14 protein-coding genes are annotated in these 17,013 nt (G+C 45.4%); 9 read left to right on the top strand and 5 right to left on the bottom strand.

Annotated features, from left to right (window positions below):
• Positions 1 to 59 precede the first annotated feature (59 nt).
• The 6 genes from BBC0122_RS05720 to BBC0122_RS05745 all read left to right on the top strand — a co-directional run bounded on the left by BBC0122_RS05720 (position 60) and on the right by BBC0122_RS05745 (position 6,646).
• Positions 60 to 1,205 (top strand): cysteine desulfurase family protein, encoded by a 1,146-nt coding sequence (locus BBC0122_RS05720; protein WP_077992086.1) that lies wholly within the window; start codon positions 60 to 62, stop codon positions 1,203 to 1,205.
• Between the two features lie 174 nt (positions 1,206 to 1,379).
• The gene (sufB, locus tag BBC0122_RS05725; RefSeq protein ID WP_077992087.1) at positions 1,380 to 2,891 is read left to right on the top strand and encodes a Fe-S cluster assembly protein SufB; all 1,512 of its coding nucleotides are present in this window, start codon (positions 1,380 to 1,382) and stop codon (positions 2,889 to 2,891) included.
• Positions 2,892 to 2,949: 58 nt separating this feature from the next.
• Positions 2,950 to 3,723: a Fe-S cluster assembly ATPase SufC gene (gene sufC, locus BBC0122_RS05730; protein WP_077992089.1), complete on the top strand. Its 774-nt coding sequence runs from the start codon at positions 2,950 to 2,952 to the stop codon at positions 3,721 to 3,723.
• On the top strand, positions 3,716 to 4,996 hold the full coding sequence (gene sufD, locus BBC0122_RS05735; protein WP_077992091.1) for a Fe-S cluster assembly protein SufD: 1,281 nt from the start codon (positions 3,716 to 3,718) through the stop codon (positions 4,994 to 4,996). The genes sufC and sufD overlap by 8 nt, the downstream gene beginning before the upstream one ends.
• 11 nt (positions 4,997 to 5,007) lie before the next feature.
• Entirely contained in the window at positions 5,008 to 6,249 is a 1,242-nt protein-coding gene (locus BBC0122_RS05740; protein ID WP_149866644.1) for a cysteine desulfurase, read from the top strand.
• The gene (locus BBC0122_RS05745; protein ID WP_077992094.1) at positions 6,242 to 6,646 is read left to right on the top strand and encodes an SUF system Fe-S cluster assembly protein; all 405 of its coding nucleotides are present in this window, start codon (positions 6,242 to 6,244) and stop codon (positions 6,644 to 6,646) included. The genes BBC0122_RS05740 and BBC0122_RS05745 overlap by 8 nt, the downstream gene beginning before the upstream one ends.
• Before the next feature lie 328 nt (positions 6,647 to 6,974).
• On the opposite strand, the gene BBC0122_RS05750 is transcribed toward BBC0122_RS05745, so the two are convergent.
• Complete coding sequence (locus BBC0122_RS05750; RefSeq protein ID WP_077992096.1) at positions 6,975 to 8,294, bottom strand: DNA polymerase IV; 1,320 nt, start codon at positions 8,292 to 8,294, stop codon at positions 6,975 to 6,977.
• Positions 8,285 to 8,578 (bottom strand): DUF3572 domain-containing protein, encoded by a 294-nt coding sequence (locus BBC0122_RS05755; RefSeq protein WP_077992097.1) that lies wholly within the window; start codon positions 8,576 to 8,578, stop codon positions 8,285 to 8,287. Before BBC0122_RS05755 ends, BBC0122_RS05750 begins: the two co-directional genes overlap by 10 nt.
• Before the next feature lie 74 nt (positions 8,579 to 8,652).
• Here BBC0122_RS05755 and BBC0122_RS05760 point away from each other — a divergent pair, with 74 nt between their 5' ends.
• On the top strand, positions 8,653 to 9,018 hold the full coding sequence (locus BBC0122_RS05760; protein ID WP_077992099.1) for a response regulator: 366 nt from the start codon (positions 8,653 to 8,655) through the stop codon (positions 9,016 to 9,018).
• A gap of 87 nt (positions 9,019 to 9,105) precedes the next feature.
• Here BBC0122_RS05760 and rpsI read toward each other — a convergent pair whose 3' ends face one another.
• Complete coding sequence (rpsI, locus tag BBC0122_RS05765) at positions 9,106 to 9,594, bottom strand: 30S ribosomal protein S9 (RefSeq protein ID WP_077992101.1); 489 nt, start codon at positions 9,592 to 9,594, stop codon at positions 9,106 to 9,108.
• A 2-nt stretch (positions 9,595 to 9,596) separates the two neighbouring features.
• Positions 9,597 to 10,061 carry a 50S ribosomal protein L13 gene (gene rplM / locus BBC0122_RS05770; RefSeq protein WP_077992103.1) on the bottom strand — a complete coding sequence of 155 codons (465 nt, stop codon included), beginning with the start codon at positions 10,059 to 10,061 and terminating at the stop codon, positions 9,597 to 9,599.
• A gap of 1,066 nt (positions 10,062 to 11,127) precedes the next feature.
• Here rplM and BBC0122_RS05780 point away from each other — a divergent pair.
• Both BBC0122_RS05780 and recJ read left to right on the top strand, forming a co-directional pair.
• On the top strand, positions 11,128 to 12,411 hold the full coding sequence (locus tag BBC0122_RS05780; RefSeq protein ID WP_077992108.1) for an O-acetylhomoserine aminocarboxypropyltransferase: 1,284 nt from the start codon (positions 11,128 to 11,130) through the stop codon (positions 12,409 to 12,411).
• 185 nt (positions 12,412 to 12,596) lie between these two features.
• Complete coding sequence (gene recJ, locus BBC0122_RS05785) at positions 12,597 to 14,378, top strand: single-stranded-DNA-specific exonuclease RecJ (RefSeq protein ID WP_077994536.1); 1,782 nt, start codon at positions 12,597 to 12,599, stop codon at positions 14,376 to 14,378.
• A 514-nt stretch (positions 14,379 to 14,892) separates the two neighbouring features.
• On the opposite strand, the gene parE is transcribed toward recJ, so the two are convergent.
• Entirely contained in the window at positions 14,893 to 16,971 is a 2,079-nt protein-coding gene (gene parE / locus BBC0122_RS05790; RefSeq protein ID WP_077992110.1) for a DNA topoisomerase IV subunit B, read from the bottom strand.
• Between the last annotated feature and the right edge of the window lie 42 nt (positions 16,972 to 17,013).

A 17,013-nucleotide genomic window follows, 5' to 3' on the forward strand; every position in this document is an offset into this window, starting at 1 on the left:
CTTTTCAAGGAAATTGCGCTAATGATGCATTTGAAAGAATAAATTTTGCGAGGCTTTTTATGTCATCTTCAAGATGCTATCTCGATTATAATGCAACAACTCCATTATCAGATGCGGCGCGCAATGCGCTTGTCGACGCTCTGGATGTTTATGGCAATCCTTCATCAGTCCATCAGGAAGGACGTGCTGCAAAGGCTTTATTGGAAAAGGCACGCAGGCAGGTAGCCAAACGTCTTCATACCGAAGCAGATCACGTTGTATTTACTTCAGGTGCAACCGAGGCAGCCATGACGCTGCTTACACCCCATTATAAAATGGGTCGTTCGGATGTCTCTTTTTCCAAAGTTTACATAGGAGCAACCGAACATCCCTGTATCGGCAAAGGTGGCCGTTTTGATAAAGACCGGCAAGACCATATCGGAGTTGACGAAAACGGTATTATCAATATTGAGGAACTTGAACAAAAACTCGCCCGACATGATAAATCCCAAGGTTTGCCAATGGTTGCCATTCAAGCGGCGAATGGCGAAACCGGTGTCATCCAGCCGATCGGAAAAATTGCCGATGTCGTCAAACAATCGGGTGGCGTGCTTATTGTCGACATAGTCCAGTATATCGGTAAACTTCCTGTCAATATCGAGAGTTTTGGAGGGGATTTCTTTATTGTTGCCGCACACAAGATCGGCGGCCCGAAAGGAGTGGGTGCATTTGTTGCAACCGGCAGCGCACTGATGCCCGAAGCGATGATTCTTGGAGGAGGGCAAGAGAAGGGCTTCCGTTCAGGAACCGAGTCCATTCCTTTGATCGCATCTTTCGGAGCAGCAATGGAGCAAAAGCCTACAACGCAGGATCTTGACCATTCCAAAGCACTTCAAATGCGTTTGGAAAACGGTTTGCATCAGTTAAGCAACAAACTTGTGATTTACGGAGAACATGCGCCCCGCCTTCCAAACACAACCTATTTTGCAATAGAAGGCTTGAAGGCGGAAACGGTGCAAATAGGCCTTGATCTGGCGGGGTTTGCGGTTTCGGCAGGTTCTGCCTGTTCTTCAGGAAAAGTCAAACAAAGCGGCGTTCTCGAAGCAATGGGCTACCACGTCCCCGACGGGGCAATTCGTGTCTCTACGGGCACACGAACCAGCCTCAAAAACATTGACGATTTTCTGGCTGCTTTTCAAAAAATCATCCAAAATTCAAAAATTTGAAAAACAGTACTTGCAATCCACTTTAGAACCGTTTTAAACAAAGTCAAATAAGCTTGACTGGATTTATCATGTTTTTTCATTGAAGTCTGGTGAATGAAACCCTAAATCAGGTTATGCTTATTTTGGTTTAATCGACAACTGCCGGTTTTTGACCCGGCCAGGAGGGAGAAGCCCATGCCTGCAGTGCAGGAAACTATAAGTCAGGTCCGTGAAATTGACGTGGACCAATATAAATATGGTTTTGAAACCAAGATCGAGGCGGATAAAGCCCCGTTAGGGCTTAATGAAGATATTATTCGTTTAATATCCGCGAAGAAACAAGAACCCGAATGGATGTTGGAATTGCGGCTTAAAGCATTTCGCCATTGGTTGACAATGGAGGAACCGCACTGGGCCAGATTGGATATTCCACCGATAGATTTTCAGGCTATTTCATATTATTCGGCTCCTAAAAGCCAGAATGCACCGAAATCTCTTGATGAAGTTGACCCGGCTCTTCTCAATACATACGAAAAGCTTGGTATACCACTGAAAGAACAGGAAATTCTTGCCGGCGTTCGCAAACAGCAAGAACCGTCGCAGCTTGACGATAATGTCTACGCTTCAGGGCGCGTTGCTGTTGACGCAGTTTTTGATTCTGTATCTGTGGTTACGACATTCAAAAAAGAGCTGATACGTTCGGGCGTTATATTTTGCTCGATTTCGGAAGCAATACGTGAACATCCGGAGCTGATAAAACAATATCTCGGCTCGGTTGTGCCGGCGGGTGACAATTTTTATGCAGCGCTCAATGCAGCAGTGTTCACCGACGGTTCGTTTATTTATGTCCCCAAAGGCGTTCATTGCCCGATGGAGTTGTCTACATATTTCCGTATTAACGAGCGCAATACCGGTCAATTCGAGCGTACTTTGATTATTGCCGATGAAGGTGCTTATGTTTCCTACCTCGAAGGGTGCACAGCTCCGCAACGTGATGAAAACCAGCTCCATGCGGCCGTGGTCGAGCTTATCGCGCAAAAAGATGCCGAGATAAAATATTCAACGGTTCAAAATTGGTATCCGGGTGATAAAGACGGTAAAGGTGGCATTTTCAATTTCGTCACCAAGCGCGGTGACTGTCGCGGTGACAATTCCAAAATATCCTGGACACAGGTGGAAACCGGTTCGGCTATTACGTGGAAATACCCGTCTTGTTTGTTGCGCGGTGATAATACCCGTGGCGAGTTTTATTCGATTGCTGTTTCCAACGGGCATCAACAAATCGATTCCGGTACGAAAATGATCCACTTGGGAAAAAACACGTCCAGTCGTGTTATTTCCAAAGGTATTTCAGCCGGATTTTCCAACAATACCTATCGCGGGCAAATATCGGCGCATCGTAAAGCTGCCAATGCCCGTAACTTCACGCAATGCGATAGCCTGCTAATTGGCAACAATTGTGGTGCTCATACGGCTCCTTATATTGAAGCTAAAAATGCGACCGCAAAGTTTGAACATGAAGCTACAACGTCCAAAATATCTGAAGACCAATTGTTTTACGTTATGCAACGCGGCATTCCGGAAGAAGAAGCAATTGCGCTCATTGTCAACGGCTTCGTCAAGGAAGTTATCCAGGAATTGCCGATGGAATTTGCTGTAGAAGCGCAAAAGCTCATTGGGATCAGTCTGGAAGGTAGTGTCGGTTGACAGAAGTTATAGTTTTTATGCGGTAGTCCGATTAGCGCCCGCAAAATAGGATTTAAAAATGTTAGAAATCAAAAATCTTCATGCACGTATCGCCGAAACCAAGACCGAAATTCTGCATGGTCTGGATTTGACAATTCACGACGGTGAAGTCGCTGCTATCATGGGGCCGAACGGTTCGGGTAAATCGACACTTTCCTACATTCTGGCAGGTCGTGATGACTATGAAGTGACAGAAGGTGAAATTCTGTTCAATGGCAAGCCGCTTCTTGAAATGGATCCGGCCGAACGCGCGGCAGCCGGTATTTTCTTGGCCTTTCAATATCCAATGGAAATACCTGGCGTTGCAACGATGGAATTCTTGAAAGTTGCAATGAATTGTCAAAGAAAAGCTCGCGGTGAAGAAGAGCTGAAAGTGCCCGAATTTCTCAAGAAAGTGAAGGCAGGTGTTGCCGAACTTGAAATGGATATGAGCATGCTCAAGCGGCCACTCAATGTCGGTTTTTCAGGTGGTGAAAAAAAGCGTGCAGAAATCCTCCAGATGTTATTGTTGGAGCCCAAACTCTGCATTCTTGACGAGACCGATTCCGGGCTTGATATCGACGCGTTGAAAATTGTGGCAAATGGCGTGAATGCTTTACGTTCGCCCGAACGTTCATTCATGGTGATTACCCACTATCAACGATTGCTCGATTACATTGTGCCTGACACGGTACATGTTCTTTATAAGGGAAGAATAATCAAAACCGGTGATAAAACATTGGCGATGCAGCTCGAAGAAACCGGTTATGCCGATATTATTGATAAAGCAGAATCGGGGGAAGAACATGAGTGAAACCTCGAAATCTGATAAAAAGCCGGAAATGACGGCTGCTGAAACAGCAATTGTCGATATTTTCGGACAAAAATTGGGTGATTTTCCCGGTAATAGCGAAGTCATGTCAACGCGCGACAGCGTGGTCGAACAATTCAAACGGGTAGGGGTTCCTTCGAGAAAACGCGAATATTGGCATTATACCGATTTGCGTACATTGCTGAAGACTGTTCCGAATTTCAGCGACGAGGGCGACGGGTTGGCACGTGCTCCACTGTTAGCTAAAAACTCAGTCTTGGCTATTTTTAACGGAAAGACACTGAGCGCGCCGGAAATAAAATCCATAACCGTCAAACGTGTAGCCGACGAGCTAGCGAACGAGCATTTCACCCTTAAGCCTGATATTGCCGATGATGATTTTGTTGGACAAATCAATACCGCTTTTATGACTGATGGCTGGCTTCTTGAAGTAGAAGAGGGGGCAAAAATTGAAGAACCTGTCGAATTGCAAATGGTCAATCCGGCGGGGCAAGCTCACGCATTTTCCAATATAAAAGTCGGAGCCAATTCTTCGGTTACGTTTATTGAAAGACAGTTGGGTGGCGAAAAACCGGTATTTGTTACTGCCGTTCAAAATCTCGAAGTGGGCGAGGAAGCGGATGTCAAGTGGATCATCATCCGTGATCGCGGGTTTGACGCGACACAATTTTCAAAATTCCGCGCAACTCTTGCGGAAAATGCCAAACTAACCCTTTATATCGTCAATATTGCAAGCCAGTTGAACCGGCAGGAAATTGATGTCGAAATGCCTGGTGAAGGCGGGAATTTCCAGCTCAGAACGATTAATTTGCTCGCCGGAGCAAGCCATAGCGACGTTACGATGTTCGTTCGTCATATTGCGGAAAGTACAACGTCAACTGAAATTGTCCGCAATGTTGTGACAGACAATGCACGTGGCGCATTTCAGGGCATGATAAAGGTTGCGCGGGAAGCGCAGAAGACTGATGCGCGCATGGCATGCAATAGTCTTATTTTATCGGATGATGCCGAGTTTGATTCAAAACCGGAACTTGAAATTTTTGCCGATGATGTTGCTTGCGGGCACGGTTCGACTGTCGCGGAAATTGATCGCGACCAACTATTTTATCTTATGGCTCGTGGTGTCGAAAAATCGGTCGCACGCGGCTTGCTGGTGAAAGCGTTTGTTTCGCAGTTGATAGACGATGTCAATAATGAACAGATGCAGGATGTCATTGTCGAAATCATCAATCAATGGTTGGAAAAGCACCTTTAAAGGGATTTATTATGTCAACTCCTTCGCCTTCTCCTTTCGATATCGAGAAAATCCGGCGCGATTTTCCAATTCTTGATCGGAAAATATATGGCAAACGTTTGGCCTACCTTGATAATGCCGCTTCGGCGCAAAAGCCCCGTCAAGTGCTTGATGTAATGGATGAGGTTTACAAGACAAGTTATGCCAATGTGCATCGCGGTCTGCATTTTTTGTCTAATACAGCGACCGATCTTTATGAAAAAGCCAGAGAAAGCGTTCGCAAGTTCATCAATGCATCGTCTCATGAGGAAATTGTTTTCACCAAAAATGCAACCGAAGCAATCAATACTGTTGCCTATGGATATGCGATGCCGCGTTTTGCAGAAGGTGATGAAATTGTTCTGACGATTATGGAACACCATTCAAATATTGTTCCCTGGCATTTTATTCGGGAAACCAAGGGAGCAAAGCTGGTTTTTGTGCCGGTCGACGAGGATGGTGTTCTACATCTTGATGATTTCAATAAGGCTTTGACTGAAAAGACAAAACTCGTTGCAATCACGCATATGTCCAATACGCTCGGTACAGTTCCACCGGTCAAAGAGATGATAAAGGCAGCTCATGACCGTAATATTCCTGTTCTGGTTGATGGTGCACAGGGATCTGTTCACCTCACCGTCGACGTTCAGGATCTTGATTGTGACTGGTATGTGATGACCGGCCATAAACTTTATGGCCCAACGGGAATTGGTGTTCTCTTTGGAAAAAAAGATCGGCTGCAAGAAATGCATCCCTTTCAGGGCGGCGGCGAGATGATTGACGATGTGAGCATCGACAAGATCACCTATAATGAACCGCCGCATCGCTTTGAAGCAGGTACACCGCCAATCGTTCAGGCTATCGGGCTTGGTGCTGCACTTGAATATATCATGTCGAAAGACAGAAAAGCGCTTGAAGCACATGAGAAGGCTTTGACGGCCTATGCCCATGAACGACTTGAAGCGATCAATTCGTTGCGGATTTTCGGTCATGCACCTGATAAAGGCGGTATTATCTCTTTCGAGCTTGAGGGAATCCATCCCCATGACGTGTCGATGTATATTGATCGTCAAGGAGTAGCGGTGCGAGCCGGAACGCATTGTGCCCAGCCGCTATTGAATCGCTTTCACGTGACATCGACATGTCGGGCATCTTTTGCAATGTATAATGACCGCGATGATGTCGATCAGCTTGCCGAAGCGTTGGAAAAGGCAAGGAGGTTTTTTAATGAGTGACTCCGCCAACGAAATTCATGCGGCAGAACCGGTAGGCGCATGGGACAATGATATTGTTACATCACATGGTTCAGCGATTCCCGCCGATGAACTTGACCGCATGACAGACGATATTATCAATGCGTTGAAGACGGTTTTCGATCCCGAAATTCCGGCTGATATTTATGAACTGGGTCTCGTTTATAAAATTGATATAGAAGATGACCGTACGGTAAAAATTGACATGACATTGACAGCGCCGGGTTGTCCGGTGGCGGGCGATATGCCGACCTGGGTTGAAAATGCGGTAGGAGCAGTGGAGGGGGTATCGCATGTTGAAGTCAATATGACATTCGATCCACCCTGGACACCTGACAGAATGTCCGAGGAAGCTCAAATAGCTCTTGGTTGGTATTGAGTGTGGGTTCAGCGGAGCTCGATTTCATGAAGCGAGCGGGCTCCTCAAATATCGTTTGGGTAAGTCAAATATCGTTTTATTAGAAAGTCATTTTTCTGGTGAAGTGAAGAACGACACGCCAATGGCGTGTGTCGCCCATGTCTCGAAAAATTGCAGAAATCGGGCAAGTGGCATTCTGTTGGCGGAATTGTTCTTGACGGTTCCGGATGCAATGCGGAACTTAAAATGCAAATTTCCGGTCGAAAACATTTTCGGCCAACATATAGCGAATTATCCGTTTGTTGAAATGGAAAAATTTTCGAGCGGCAGCGCCTATAATCGGGATTTCTTAAAATTTATCATCGTGCTTTTTTGGCAAGGAAATATTTTTTCCGAAGGTGTAGCCGGTTTCAATAGTCTTATTGCCGAACTTGGCACGGAGTTTATCCATTGCGGTTTCTGCGACAGCCCGCTTGTGAGAATAAGGATCCAGAAAATCGCCATCGTATAGACCCGCTGCTTTTGACAATTGCTGAACGCCAATTCCCAGAAGACGGAATTTCGTTCCATCAAGTTCTTTTTGAAGCAATCTTAATCCGGTACGAAAAATACGATCGGCAGTTTGTGTGGGGTCATCGAGACCGACATTCCGCGTTCGTGTTTTAAAATCTTTTGTCTTCAACTTGAGAACGACTGTTTGGCCTGCAATATCGCTTGCTTTCAATCTCGCTGATACTTTTTCCGATAGCATGCGTAAAACGGGTATCAAATCCTCGCTATTCGACAGATCATTCATAAAAGTTGTTTCCGAGGAAATGCTTTTAGCTTCACGTTCGGGTTCAACCTGTCTTTTATCCTGTCCGCGCGATAGTCGATAAAGGCGTTGTCCCATTTGTCCATAGCGTTTAATGAGCAATGCTTCATCGAGATGCTGGAGTTCTCCCACCATAGTAATTCCGTCATGTGATAATTTTTGCGCCAGTGCCGAGCCAACCCCCCATATTTTCGTAACTGGCTGTTTTGCTAGAAATGCTAGTGCTTCATGTTCACCGATAATGGAAAAACCACGCGGTTTATCGAGATCGGAAGCGATTTTTGCCAAAAATTTGCAATAAGATAATCCGATTGATACGCTAACCCCGATTTCATTTTCAACACGCTTGGCAAAACGCGCCAGAGTAAAGGAAGCCGGCGCTTTATGCAGTTTCTCTGTGCCGCTCATGTCAAGAAACGCCTCATCAATGGAAATTGGTTCGACGAGCGGTGTCAATTCGAGCATGAGTTGGCGGATTTCCCGACCGATACGTGCATATTTGGTTATATCCGGAGGAATGACGATGGCTTCCGGACAAAGTTCCAATGCCTTAAACATAGGCATTGCCGAATGTACACCGGAAATCCGGGCGATATAACAAGCGGTCGAAACGACACCTCTTTTACCGCCACCGACGATAACCGGTTTGTTGCGCAGTTCGGGATGATCGCGTTTTTCCACGGAAGCGTAAAAAGCGTCACAGTCGATATGTGCTAATGAAAGTGAATAGAGCTCCGGATGACGTATGAGACGAGGCGAGCCACATTTTTCGCAACGTTTATTGAATGCATGTTGAATGGATAAACAATCCCGACAAAAACCAAAATCAGGTTGGTCAAACGGGTTTATAGCCATACAGGTTGTTCTCCACCGGGAAGAAAGTTTATCGCTTCGCCGATTGACTGTGGCGGGTAACCCGATTGTTCAGCAAAACTCATCAACGTGGGTTCATGCGCCAATATGAATTGTAATACGCCCGCAAGAAAACCGTTGGAGGCCGCAGCTTGACGAATATCGGAAGCGTTAATACCGGTAATGTTCAGGAAACGCGGCATAAGTTCAGGATCGTTGGCAATAAACAATAATGCGTCGACTGCCAATTGTTCGGCTTCTTCACGGTTGGTTATTTGTTTTTTCATATCATTTTAGCCAAGTGGTAACCATAAGTAGTTTACTCTTGTCAGCGCAAAGCTGGAAGAGCGGAGATTGTAGAATGGCAAAAAAAGTTATGATTGTGGAAGATAACGAGCTGAATATGAAATTGTTCCGCGATCTTGTCGAAGCGAGTGGCTATGAAACAGTGGAGACGCGCAGCGGTTTGGCTGCTTTGGATTTGGCGCGGAAAAGCAATCCCGGACTCATTCTGATGGATATTCAATTGCCGGAAGTTTCAGGAATTGACGTGATAAAACAGTTGAAAGCCGATGAGAAATTGAAATCGATTCCTGTTGTGGCAGTTACAGCTTTTGCAATGAAAGGCGACGAAGAAAGGATAAGGGCAAGCGGTTGTGAGGATTACATGTCCAAGCCAATATCGGTCGTCAATTTCATGTCTATGGTCAAACGCTTTCTGGGTTAAAAAGCAAGTTCCCGAATTGGAAATCGAAGAGCAATAAAAAAGCCCCGTAAAACGGGGCTTTTCCATGAAAAGTGAAAATGCTGAAACTTAACGTTTCGAGAACTGGAACGAACGGCGAGCTTTTGCTTTACCGTATTTCTTACGTTCGACAACGCGGCTATCACGTGTAAGGAAGCCACCTTTTTTCAATACGGAACGTAAACCCGGCTCGAAATATGTCAAAGCTTTTGAAATGCCATGACGAACAGCACCGGCCTGACCTGAAAGACCACCGCCGGCAACAGATGCAACAATGTCAAACTGGCCGTCACGATTGGCCGCAAGGATCGGTTGACGCAAAATCATTTGCAAAACAGGACGTGCAAAATATTTGTCAAAATCTTTACCGTTAACAACAATTTTGCCGCTACCCGGTTTGATCCATACACGTGCAATGGCATCTTTACGTTTACCAGTTGCGTAAGAACGTCCTTGCGCATCAAGTTTACGTTCATGGACTGGTGCTGCTGGTGCTGCAGGAGCTACAACCGTTTCGGTCACTGCACCAAGTTCAGAAAAAGAACTAATCTCGGCCATAATTAAGCAATCCTTTTATTTTTACGGTTGAGTGCGCCAACATTGATAACTTCAGGTTGCTGGGCTTCATGAGGATGTGTTGTTCCGGCATAAACGCGCAAATTCTTCATCTGCCGACGACCAAGAGGACCACGCGGAATCATACGTTCAACAGCTTTTTCGATAACACGTTCAGGAAAACGACCTTCGAGGATTTGACGGGCGGTACGTTCTTTCACGCTGCCAATATAACCGGTATGCCAGTAATATTTTTTATTGTGAAATTTTTTGCCGGTCAGAACAACTTTATCGGCATTGATGACAATAACATTATCACCGTCGTCGACATGAGGAGTATATGTTGGTTTATGTTTACCGCGTAACCGGTTGGCTACCAATGTGGCAAGACGACCTAAAACAAGGTTCTCTGCGTCAATAATGACCCATTTCTTGGCCACTTCAGCGGGCTTTTGTGAAAAAGTTGCCATTGAAGCTTTCCTTTTTTAAATCCCTCGTTAAACAAGGGCGTTTTTTGTTGCTTTGCGTTGTGACATCGTATCACAACAATTTATGCCGAATGCGACATGTGCGAGCTTCTTATAAGCTCTCGAACATAACGTCAATTGAAAAATAATCCAATATTTCCAATATTTTGCAATAGCGGTATTATAATACCGCTTAAAATAGATTGTTATTGTTGCTAACAGAAGCGGGAATCTGTTTTCGTTCTTAGAACTTCATCTTGAAAAACTGAAATTTCATAAGGTGAGCCTCAAAAAAATTACAAAATAAAGCGCAACAATCGAATAAAACACGACAATGCAGCAAAGCGCGACAATGGAAGCAGCTTTTGACAAACGATAAAACAACGGTTGAATAATTTGTTCTGTCCGGAATTGGCCGGACTGCGGTTCAGGAAGAACGCAAAAATAGATCTCCAATCAATATTTCCGGACGTGTTTTGATACTCGTTATTTTATATTGCTTGAATCAAAATATAAAAAACAATGCGTAACATATTATTATAATTGCATAAATGATAAATATATTTTGAGTAAATATCCGGATATAAAGCTCGAAAGCTTTCATCATTTATTCGGAATGATCGGGATAGTTCCGACAAAATTCCAACGCGTCAACGTATAATATTCCGGCAATGAAGATAACCGGCCTAAGCTATGAATAGGCAATCAATAGCTATGAATAGCCAATCAATCGGTGGCCGTTTTTGGGGAGCCGGAATTTTCTGAACAACTCGAACGCCCGCTACCTAAGAGATTATTACCGGACTGATAGAAATGCATCAGGCTATCACTGTACGAATTTTTTTGATCGCGGCGTTTTTCTGCTGTGGAGCTTTTGTTTTTTCCCTTCTTTTTCTTCAACCTAAGAGGGAAACCAATTTTCGGGAAAATAAATATCAAAAATTTCGGTAATTTGAGAGAGAAATAGTAACAATTCAGGGATTTGAGAAATTGTTTTCTTGTGACTTGTCTTTGCGTCAACTAGCCTCAAGCAAAATGCAATGTTGAGAGATGCTTGATGGAGAAGCAAATGACAAAAACGACACCCGGAATAGAAACATTGGCAGTCCATGCGGGCACTGCGCCCGATCCGACGACCGGAGCAAGAATTACACCGATTTATCAAACCACCGCTTATGTGTTCAAGGACGCAGATCAGGCGGCAAATCGTTTTGCCTTGGCGGAGCCGGGGAATATTTATGGACGCATCACAAATCCGACACAGGCGGTACTTGAAGAAAAAGTGGCAGCACTCGAAGGCGGCACGGCTGCTTTGGCAACGGCATCCGGTCATGCTGCCGAATTTTTGACGTTTCATACTTTGATGGAAGCAGGTGAAAATTTTGTTGCCGGCCGACAGCTTTATGGTGGTTCGATTAACCAGTTTTCCAATGCTTTCAAATCTTTTGATTGGCAAGTGCGTTGGGCTGATAGCGAAGATCCACAGTCATTTGAAAAGCAGATTGACGACAAGACAAGGGCAATTTTTATTGAAAGTTTTGCCAATCCCGGTGGAATTGTAGTCGATATTGAAGCCATTGCGAAAATAGCTCATGCACATGGTGTTCCTGTGATTGTCGATAACACACTTGCGACACCTTATCTCTTGCGCCCTATCGAATATGGAGCCGACATCGTCATTCATTCACTAACGAAGTTTATTGGTGGTCATGGCAATTCGATGGGCGGTCTTCTCGTTGACGGTGGCACTTTCGATTGGGGCAAGTCAGGGCATTATAAAAAATTGACCGAACCACGTCCCGATTATGCCGGTCTTGTCATTTACGAAGCAACGGGTAATGCGGCTTTTGCCACGGCGGCGCGCGTGCTGGGAATGCGCGACTTCGGTCCGACCATTTCGCCGTTTAACGCCTTTCTTATTTTGACAGGGGCTGAAACCTTGCCGTTACGTATGCAAAAGCATAGCGATAATGCATTGGCAGTTGCCCAATATCTGGAAAAACACGAAAAAGTTTCATGGGTTAATTATGCCGGTTTGCCGGACAACAAATACCACAAACTTCAGCAGCGTTATGCACCGAAGGGGGCGGGTTCTGTCTTCACTTTTGGTGTTAAAGGCGGCTATGAAGCAGGCGTCAAATTCGCTTCTTCATTGAAATTATTTTCGCTTCTTGCCAATATCGGCGATACACGGTCGCTTGTTATCCATCCGGCTTCAACCACCCATCGCCAGTTGACAGACAGTCAAAAAATTGCCGCCGGTGCAGGTCCGGACGTTGTGCGTCTGTCGATCGGTATAGAAGATATTAAAGATATTATCGGCGACATTGAACAGGCATTGAACCAAATTTGATAATAAAACAAATTATCATTTATTAATGACAAACAGATCTTTCAGGCGTGCAAAAACCAGTCACGTCTGAAAGTTCAAACTATAGAATTTCCGAATTGTTTGATTTTGGTGACAAAGGTTGATCCGGACATATATCAATTTGTCATTCGCTTTCGACGGTGTTTTGTTGTATCAAATCCGATATGATACAGCGTAAACAAAATTTTTTGGGAGTAACCCGCTCCGCAGTCGGTCGAAGCTGGACGGAAAGTCTCGACCGAGAAGGGGTGAATAATGCTCGCTCCCTATCACAAAAATTCGGAATTGCAGAACCTTTGGCGCGTGTTCTTGCAGCCCGCTCGGTTTCCGAAGACGAAGTCTTGAATTATCTTGAACCAACTTTGAAAACGTTGACGCCCGATCCCACGACTTTTATTGATATGGAAAAAGCAACGGATCGTATTTTGCAGGCGATCAACCGGAAGGAAAAGGTCACTATTTTCGGTGATTATGATGTCGACGGTGCTTGTTCTTCTGCCATTCTCTATCAATTTTTGACGTTTTTCGGTCTTGATGTTCATATCTACATACCCGATCGCCTTGTTGAAGGATATGGGCCAAATCCGCAGGCTATGAGAATGCTGGCAGATGAAGGCTCCAGTCTGATTGTAACAGTCGATTGCGGTGCGAATAGCCCCGAAGCTATAAAAGCTGCCCGTGAAAAAGGTGTGGATGTGGTGGTGCTTGACCATCACCAGATGGGGGAAGTCGATCCTGCGGCCAACGCTCTTGTCAATCCAAACCGTCCGGATGATCGTTCGGGGCAGGGCTATCTTTGCGCGGCAGGCCTTGTGTTTATTGCGGTGGCGTGGACACTGAAAAAAATTCGGACTGAAGGAAAACATAAAACCCTTCCGGATATTCTTCGTTATCTTGATCTTGTGGCGCTTGCGACAGTGTGCGATGTTGTGCCTCTTGTCGGTGTCAATCGGGCTTTCGTTATCAAGGGGCTTAAAGTGGCGCGAATGATGTCCAATCCGGGCATTGCCGCACTTTCACGGGTTGCCGGAATTGGTGAGCCGCTCAATGTGTTTCATCTCGGTTTTCTGCTCGGACCTCGCATAAATGCAGGTGGCCGGATTGGCGATCAGGCACTGGGAGCGCGTTTGCTGACGACACAGACAGAAAGCGATGCCGAGTCCATTGCGGAAGAGCTCAATGCTTTAAATCAGGAAAGACAAAATATTGAAGCAAAGCAACTCCTTGAAGCCGAAGTCGGCTTACAATCATTGACACTTGACGAAACCCCGAGTGTTATTGTGGTTGCCCATGAAGGATGGCATCCCGGAATTGTTGGTATTCTTGCCGCCAGACTGAAAGAAAAATTCAGATGTCCGGCTTTTGCGATAGCAATCAAGAATGACGGCACGGCTACGGGATCGGGTCGTTCGATAGCCGGTGTCAATCTTGGAGAGCTTGTCCGTGAAGCCGTTCAATCAGGATTGCTTGAAAAAGGCGGAGGCCATGCAATGGCCGCCGGTGTGACGATTTCAAGCGGTAAAATTGACGAATTCAGAAAATGGCTTAACGAGAAATTGTCTTCAAAGGTCAACGACTTGCATGCTCACGAAACCTTGTTGGTTGACGGTGTCCTTTCGGCTTCCGGAGCCACGCGGGAACTCTATGAAATGCTTGAAAAAGCAGGCCCTTTCGGGTCGGGAAATCCATTGCCGGTGTTCGTGTTGCCGTCGCACCGTTTGGCCGATGTCCGTGAGGTGGGTAAAGGCCACCTGATGATGTCTATTTCTAATACTGAAGGCAAAAGATTGAAGGCTATTGCATTTCGTGCAGTTGGCACAGATTTGGGTGACTTCCTGATGACCCATTTGGGGAAAAACATCCATGTTGCGGGCAATCTCAACCTTAACTATTGGAATGGACAAGCTTCGCCACAATTTCGCGTTATTGACGCTGCCGAGCCGGAATAAATTTCTATTAGCCGCTCGAAAAATAACCCGGCATAATTTCAGCCAGCGGACATGTGTTTTATAAAGTATAAAAGCCGACTTATGTCTGTTTATTGTTAATGTATTATCCGGTTAAAAATAATATCAATGACGCGATTATATCCTGCTTCGTATAATTGTAAGCAGGATTACAAAAAGAATAGACTGTTTGACAAATCAAGTTCTAAAAGTTTGTTCAATTCCAACTTCTATAATGATGAATGACAGAGTTACACAAATAAACCTTTTCAAGAAAGGTATCAGAAATAAAGAGATCGAATTTACGGCAATCGTGCTTTATATCATAATGGCAATTCCGGACTTGCCACAACGACGAAACAGCCTTAGGCGGATTTCAAAATTATAAAAAGAATATCCGGCAGAATGTACCGGATTGCCCGTCGTAACTGCACATCGTATAAACGGCTAAAACATTTTTAAAAAATGAATTATACCATCACAATCTAATAGTTATTTCGGTTTTGCTGATACTTCATCAAATATCGAGGTTTTCGGCAAATTCCGCATTATCCTGTATAAAATGGAACCGTGCTTCAGGTTTTGATCCCATAAGATCATCGACAACTTTTTTAGTCTCCTGGTCGCTGTCGTTCGCGATATCGACCCGCAACAAAGTCCGGTTTTTAGGATCCATAGTCGTTTCTTTCAATTGGTCAGAGCGCATTTCTCCCAACCCTTTGAAACGCCCGATTTCAATTTTTCCGCGGCCGGTAAACTTCGTTTTTAACAGCTCGTCTTTATGGGCATCATCACGCGCATAGGCGACCACACCACCTTGAGAAATGCGATATAAAGGCGGGACTGCGAGGAAAAGATGCCCTTTCTTTATAAGTTCAGGCATTTCCTGATAGAAAAAAGTAATCAATAATGAAGCAATATGTGCGCCATCCACATCGGCATCTGTCATGATGATAATGCGATCATATCGCAAATCACTTTCTTTATATTTTGAATGGGTCCCACATCCTAGCGCCAATATAAGATCGGAGATAATCTGGTTATTGCTGAGCTTGTCCCTGCCTGCACTTGCAACGTTGAGGATTTTCCCACGTAAAGGCAAAACCGCTTGAGTTGCACGATTTCGCGCCTGCTTGGCAGATCCACCGGCCGAGTCTCCCTCGACGAGAAACAGTTCGGCACCTGCGGCAGAATTATGGGTACAATCGGCAAGTTTTCCGGGCAAACGCAATTTACGCACGGCAGTTTTGCGACTGACTTCTTTCTCCTGACGTCTTTTTAATCGCTCTTCGGCTCTGTCAACCACCCACTCAAGAAGCTTGGTTGCTTCTTGCGGAGAATTGGCAAGCCAATGATCGAAGGGGTCACGAATAGCATTTTCTACTATCCGTTGTGCTTCCACAGTTGCCAGACGGTCTTTGGTCTGCCCCACGAATTCAGGTTCGCGGATAAATACCGAAAGCATAACTGCGGCCGAGATCATCACGTCGTCTGTGGTGATAACGGATGCCCGTTTATTTCCGGTCAATTCGGCGTAGGCCTTCAATCCGCGAAGAAGAGCCTGACGCAAACCTGCTTCATGCGTGCCGCCTTCACCGGTCGGGATTGTATTGCAGTAGGAATGGATAAAACCGTCGCCGCCATACCAGGTAATTGCCCATTCAACAGAACCATGGCCGCCACGTTGTTCGGTTTTACCTGCAAAAATATCCGACGTAACCTGATATTCGCCATTCAAGGACGAACTTAAAAAATCTTTCAATCCACCCGGAAAATGGAAAACCGCTTTCTCCGGTATATCTTCTTTTCCGACCAGCTTTGCAGGATCACAACTCCAGCGAATTTCAACACCACCGAAAAGATAGGCTTTGGAACGCGCCATTTTATAAATCTGTTCGGGGTTAAAAGCCGCTTTGGCACCGAATATTTGTGGGTCAGGATGAAAACGTACCCGTGTGCCGCGACGGTTATGAATTTCGCCCAAATCCTCAAGACCGGATTGGGGGATGCCGCGGGAAAATCGTTGCCGATAAAGCCTGCGGCCGCGCGCAACTTCCACTTCCATATCGTCTGATAAAGCGTTAACGACCGATATTCCGACGCCATGAAGTCCACCGGAAGTTTCATATGCCTTCCCGTCGAATTTTCCGCCGGAATGGAGTTCCGTCATGATGACTTCAAGGGTCGATTTGTCCGGCATTTGGGGATGGTTCTCGACCGGTATGCCGCGCCCGTTATCCGTAACGGTCAAATATCCCTCGGCATCGAGCGACACTTCAATAAAATTGGCATAACCGGCAACGGCCTCATCCATCGAATTATCAATAACTTCTGCGAAAAGATGGTGGAGTGCTTTACTGTCGGTACCGCCGATATACATTCCCGGACGTAAACGTACCGGCTCCAATCCTTCCAGAACACGGATGGAGGACGCATCATAGCTATCTTCGGCATCCGTTGTTACATTCAAGGATTTCTGCGTCTGCTTATCTTTTTTTTCCAAATTTGCTTTTTTCGACGTTACATTGGAAAGATCTCGTGTCGTTTCGATATTGCTTTGCAAATTTCCAAAAAGATCGTTATGTTTCTCGTCCATCACTGCCGATTATCTATCTAAAATTTATTTGACGTTCCATTA

The organism is Ditibartonella choladocola, assembly GCF_002007565.1.
Lineage (GTDB): Bacteria > Pseudomonadota > Alphaproteobacteria > Rhizobiales > Rhizobiaceae > Bartonella > Bartonella choladocola.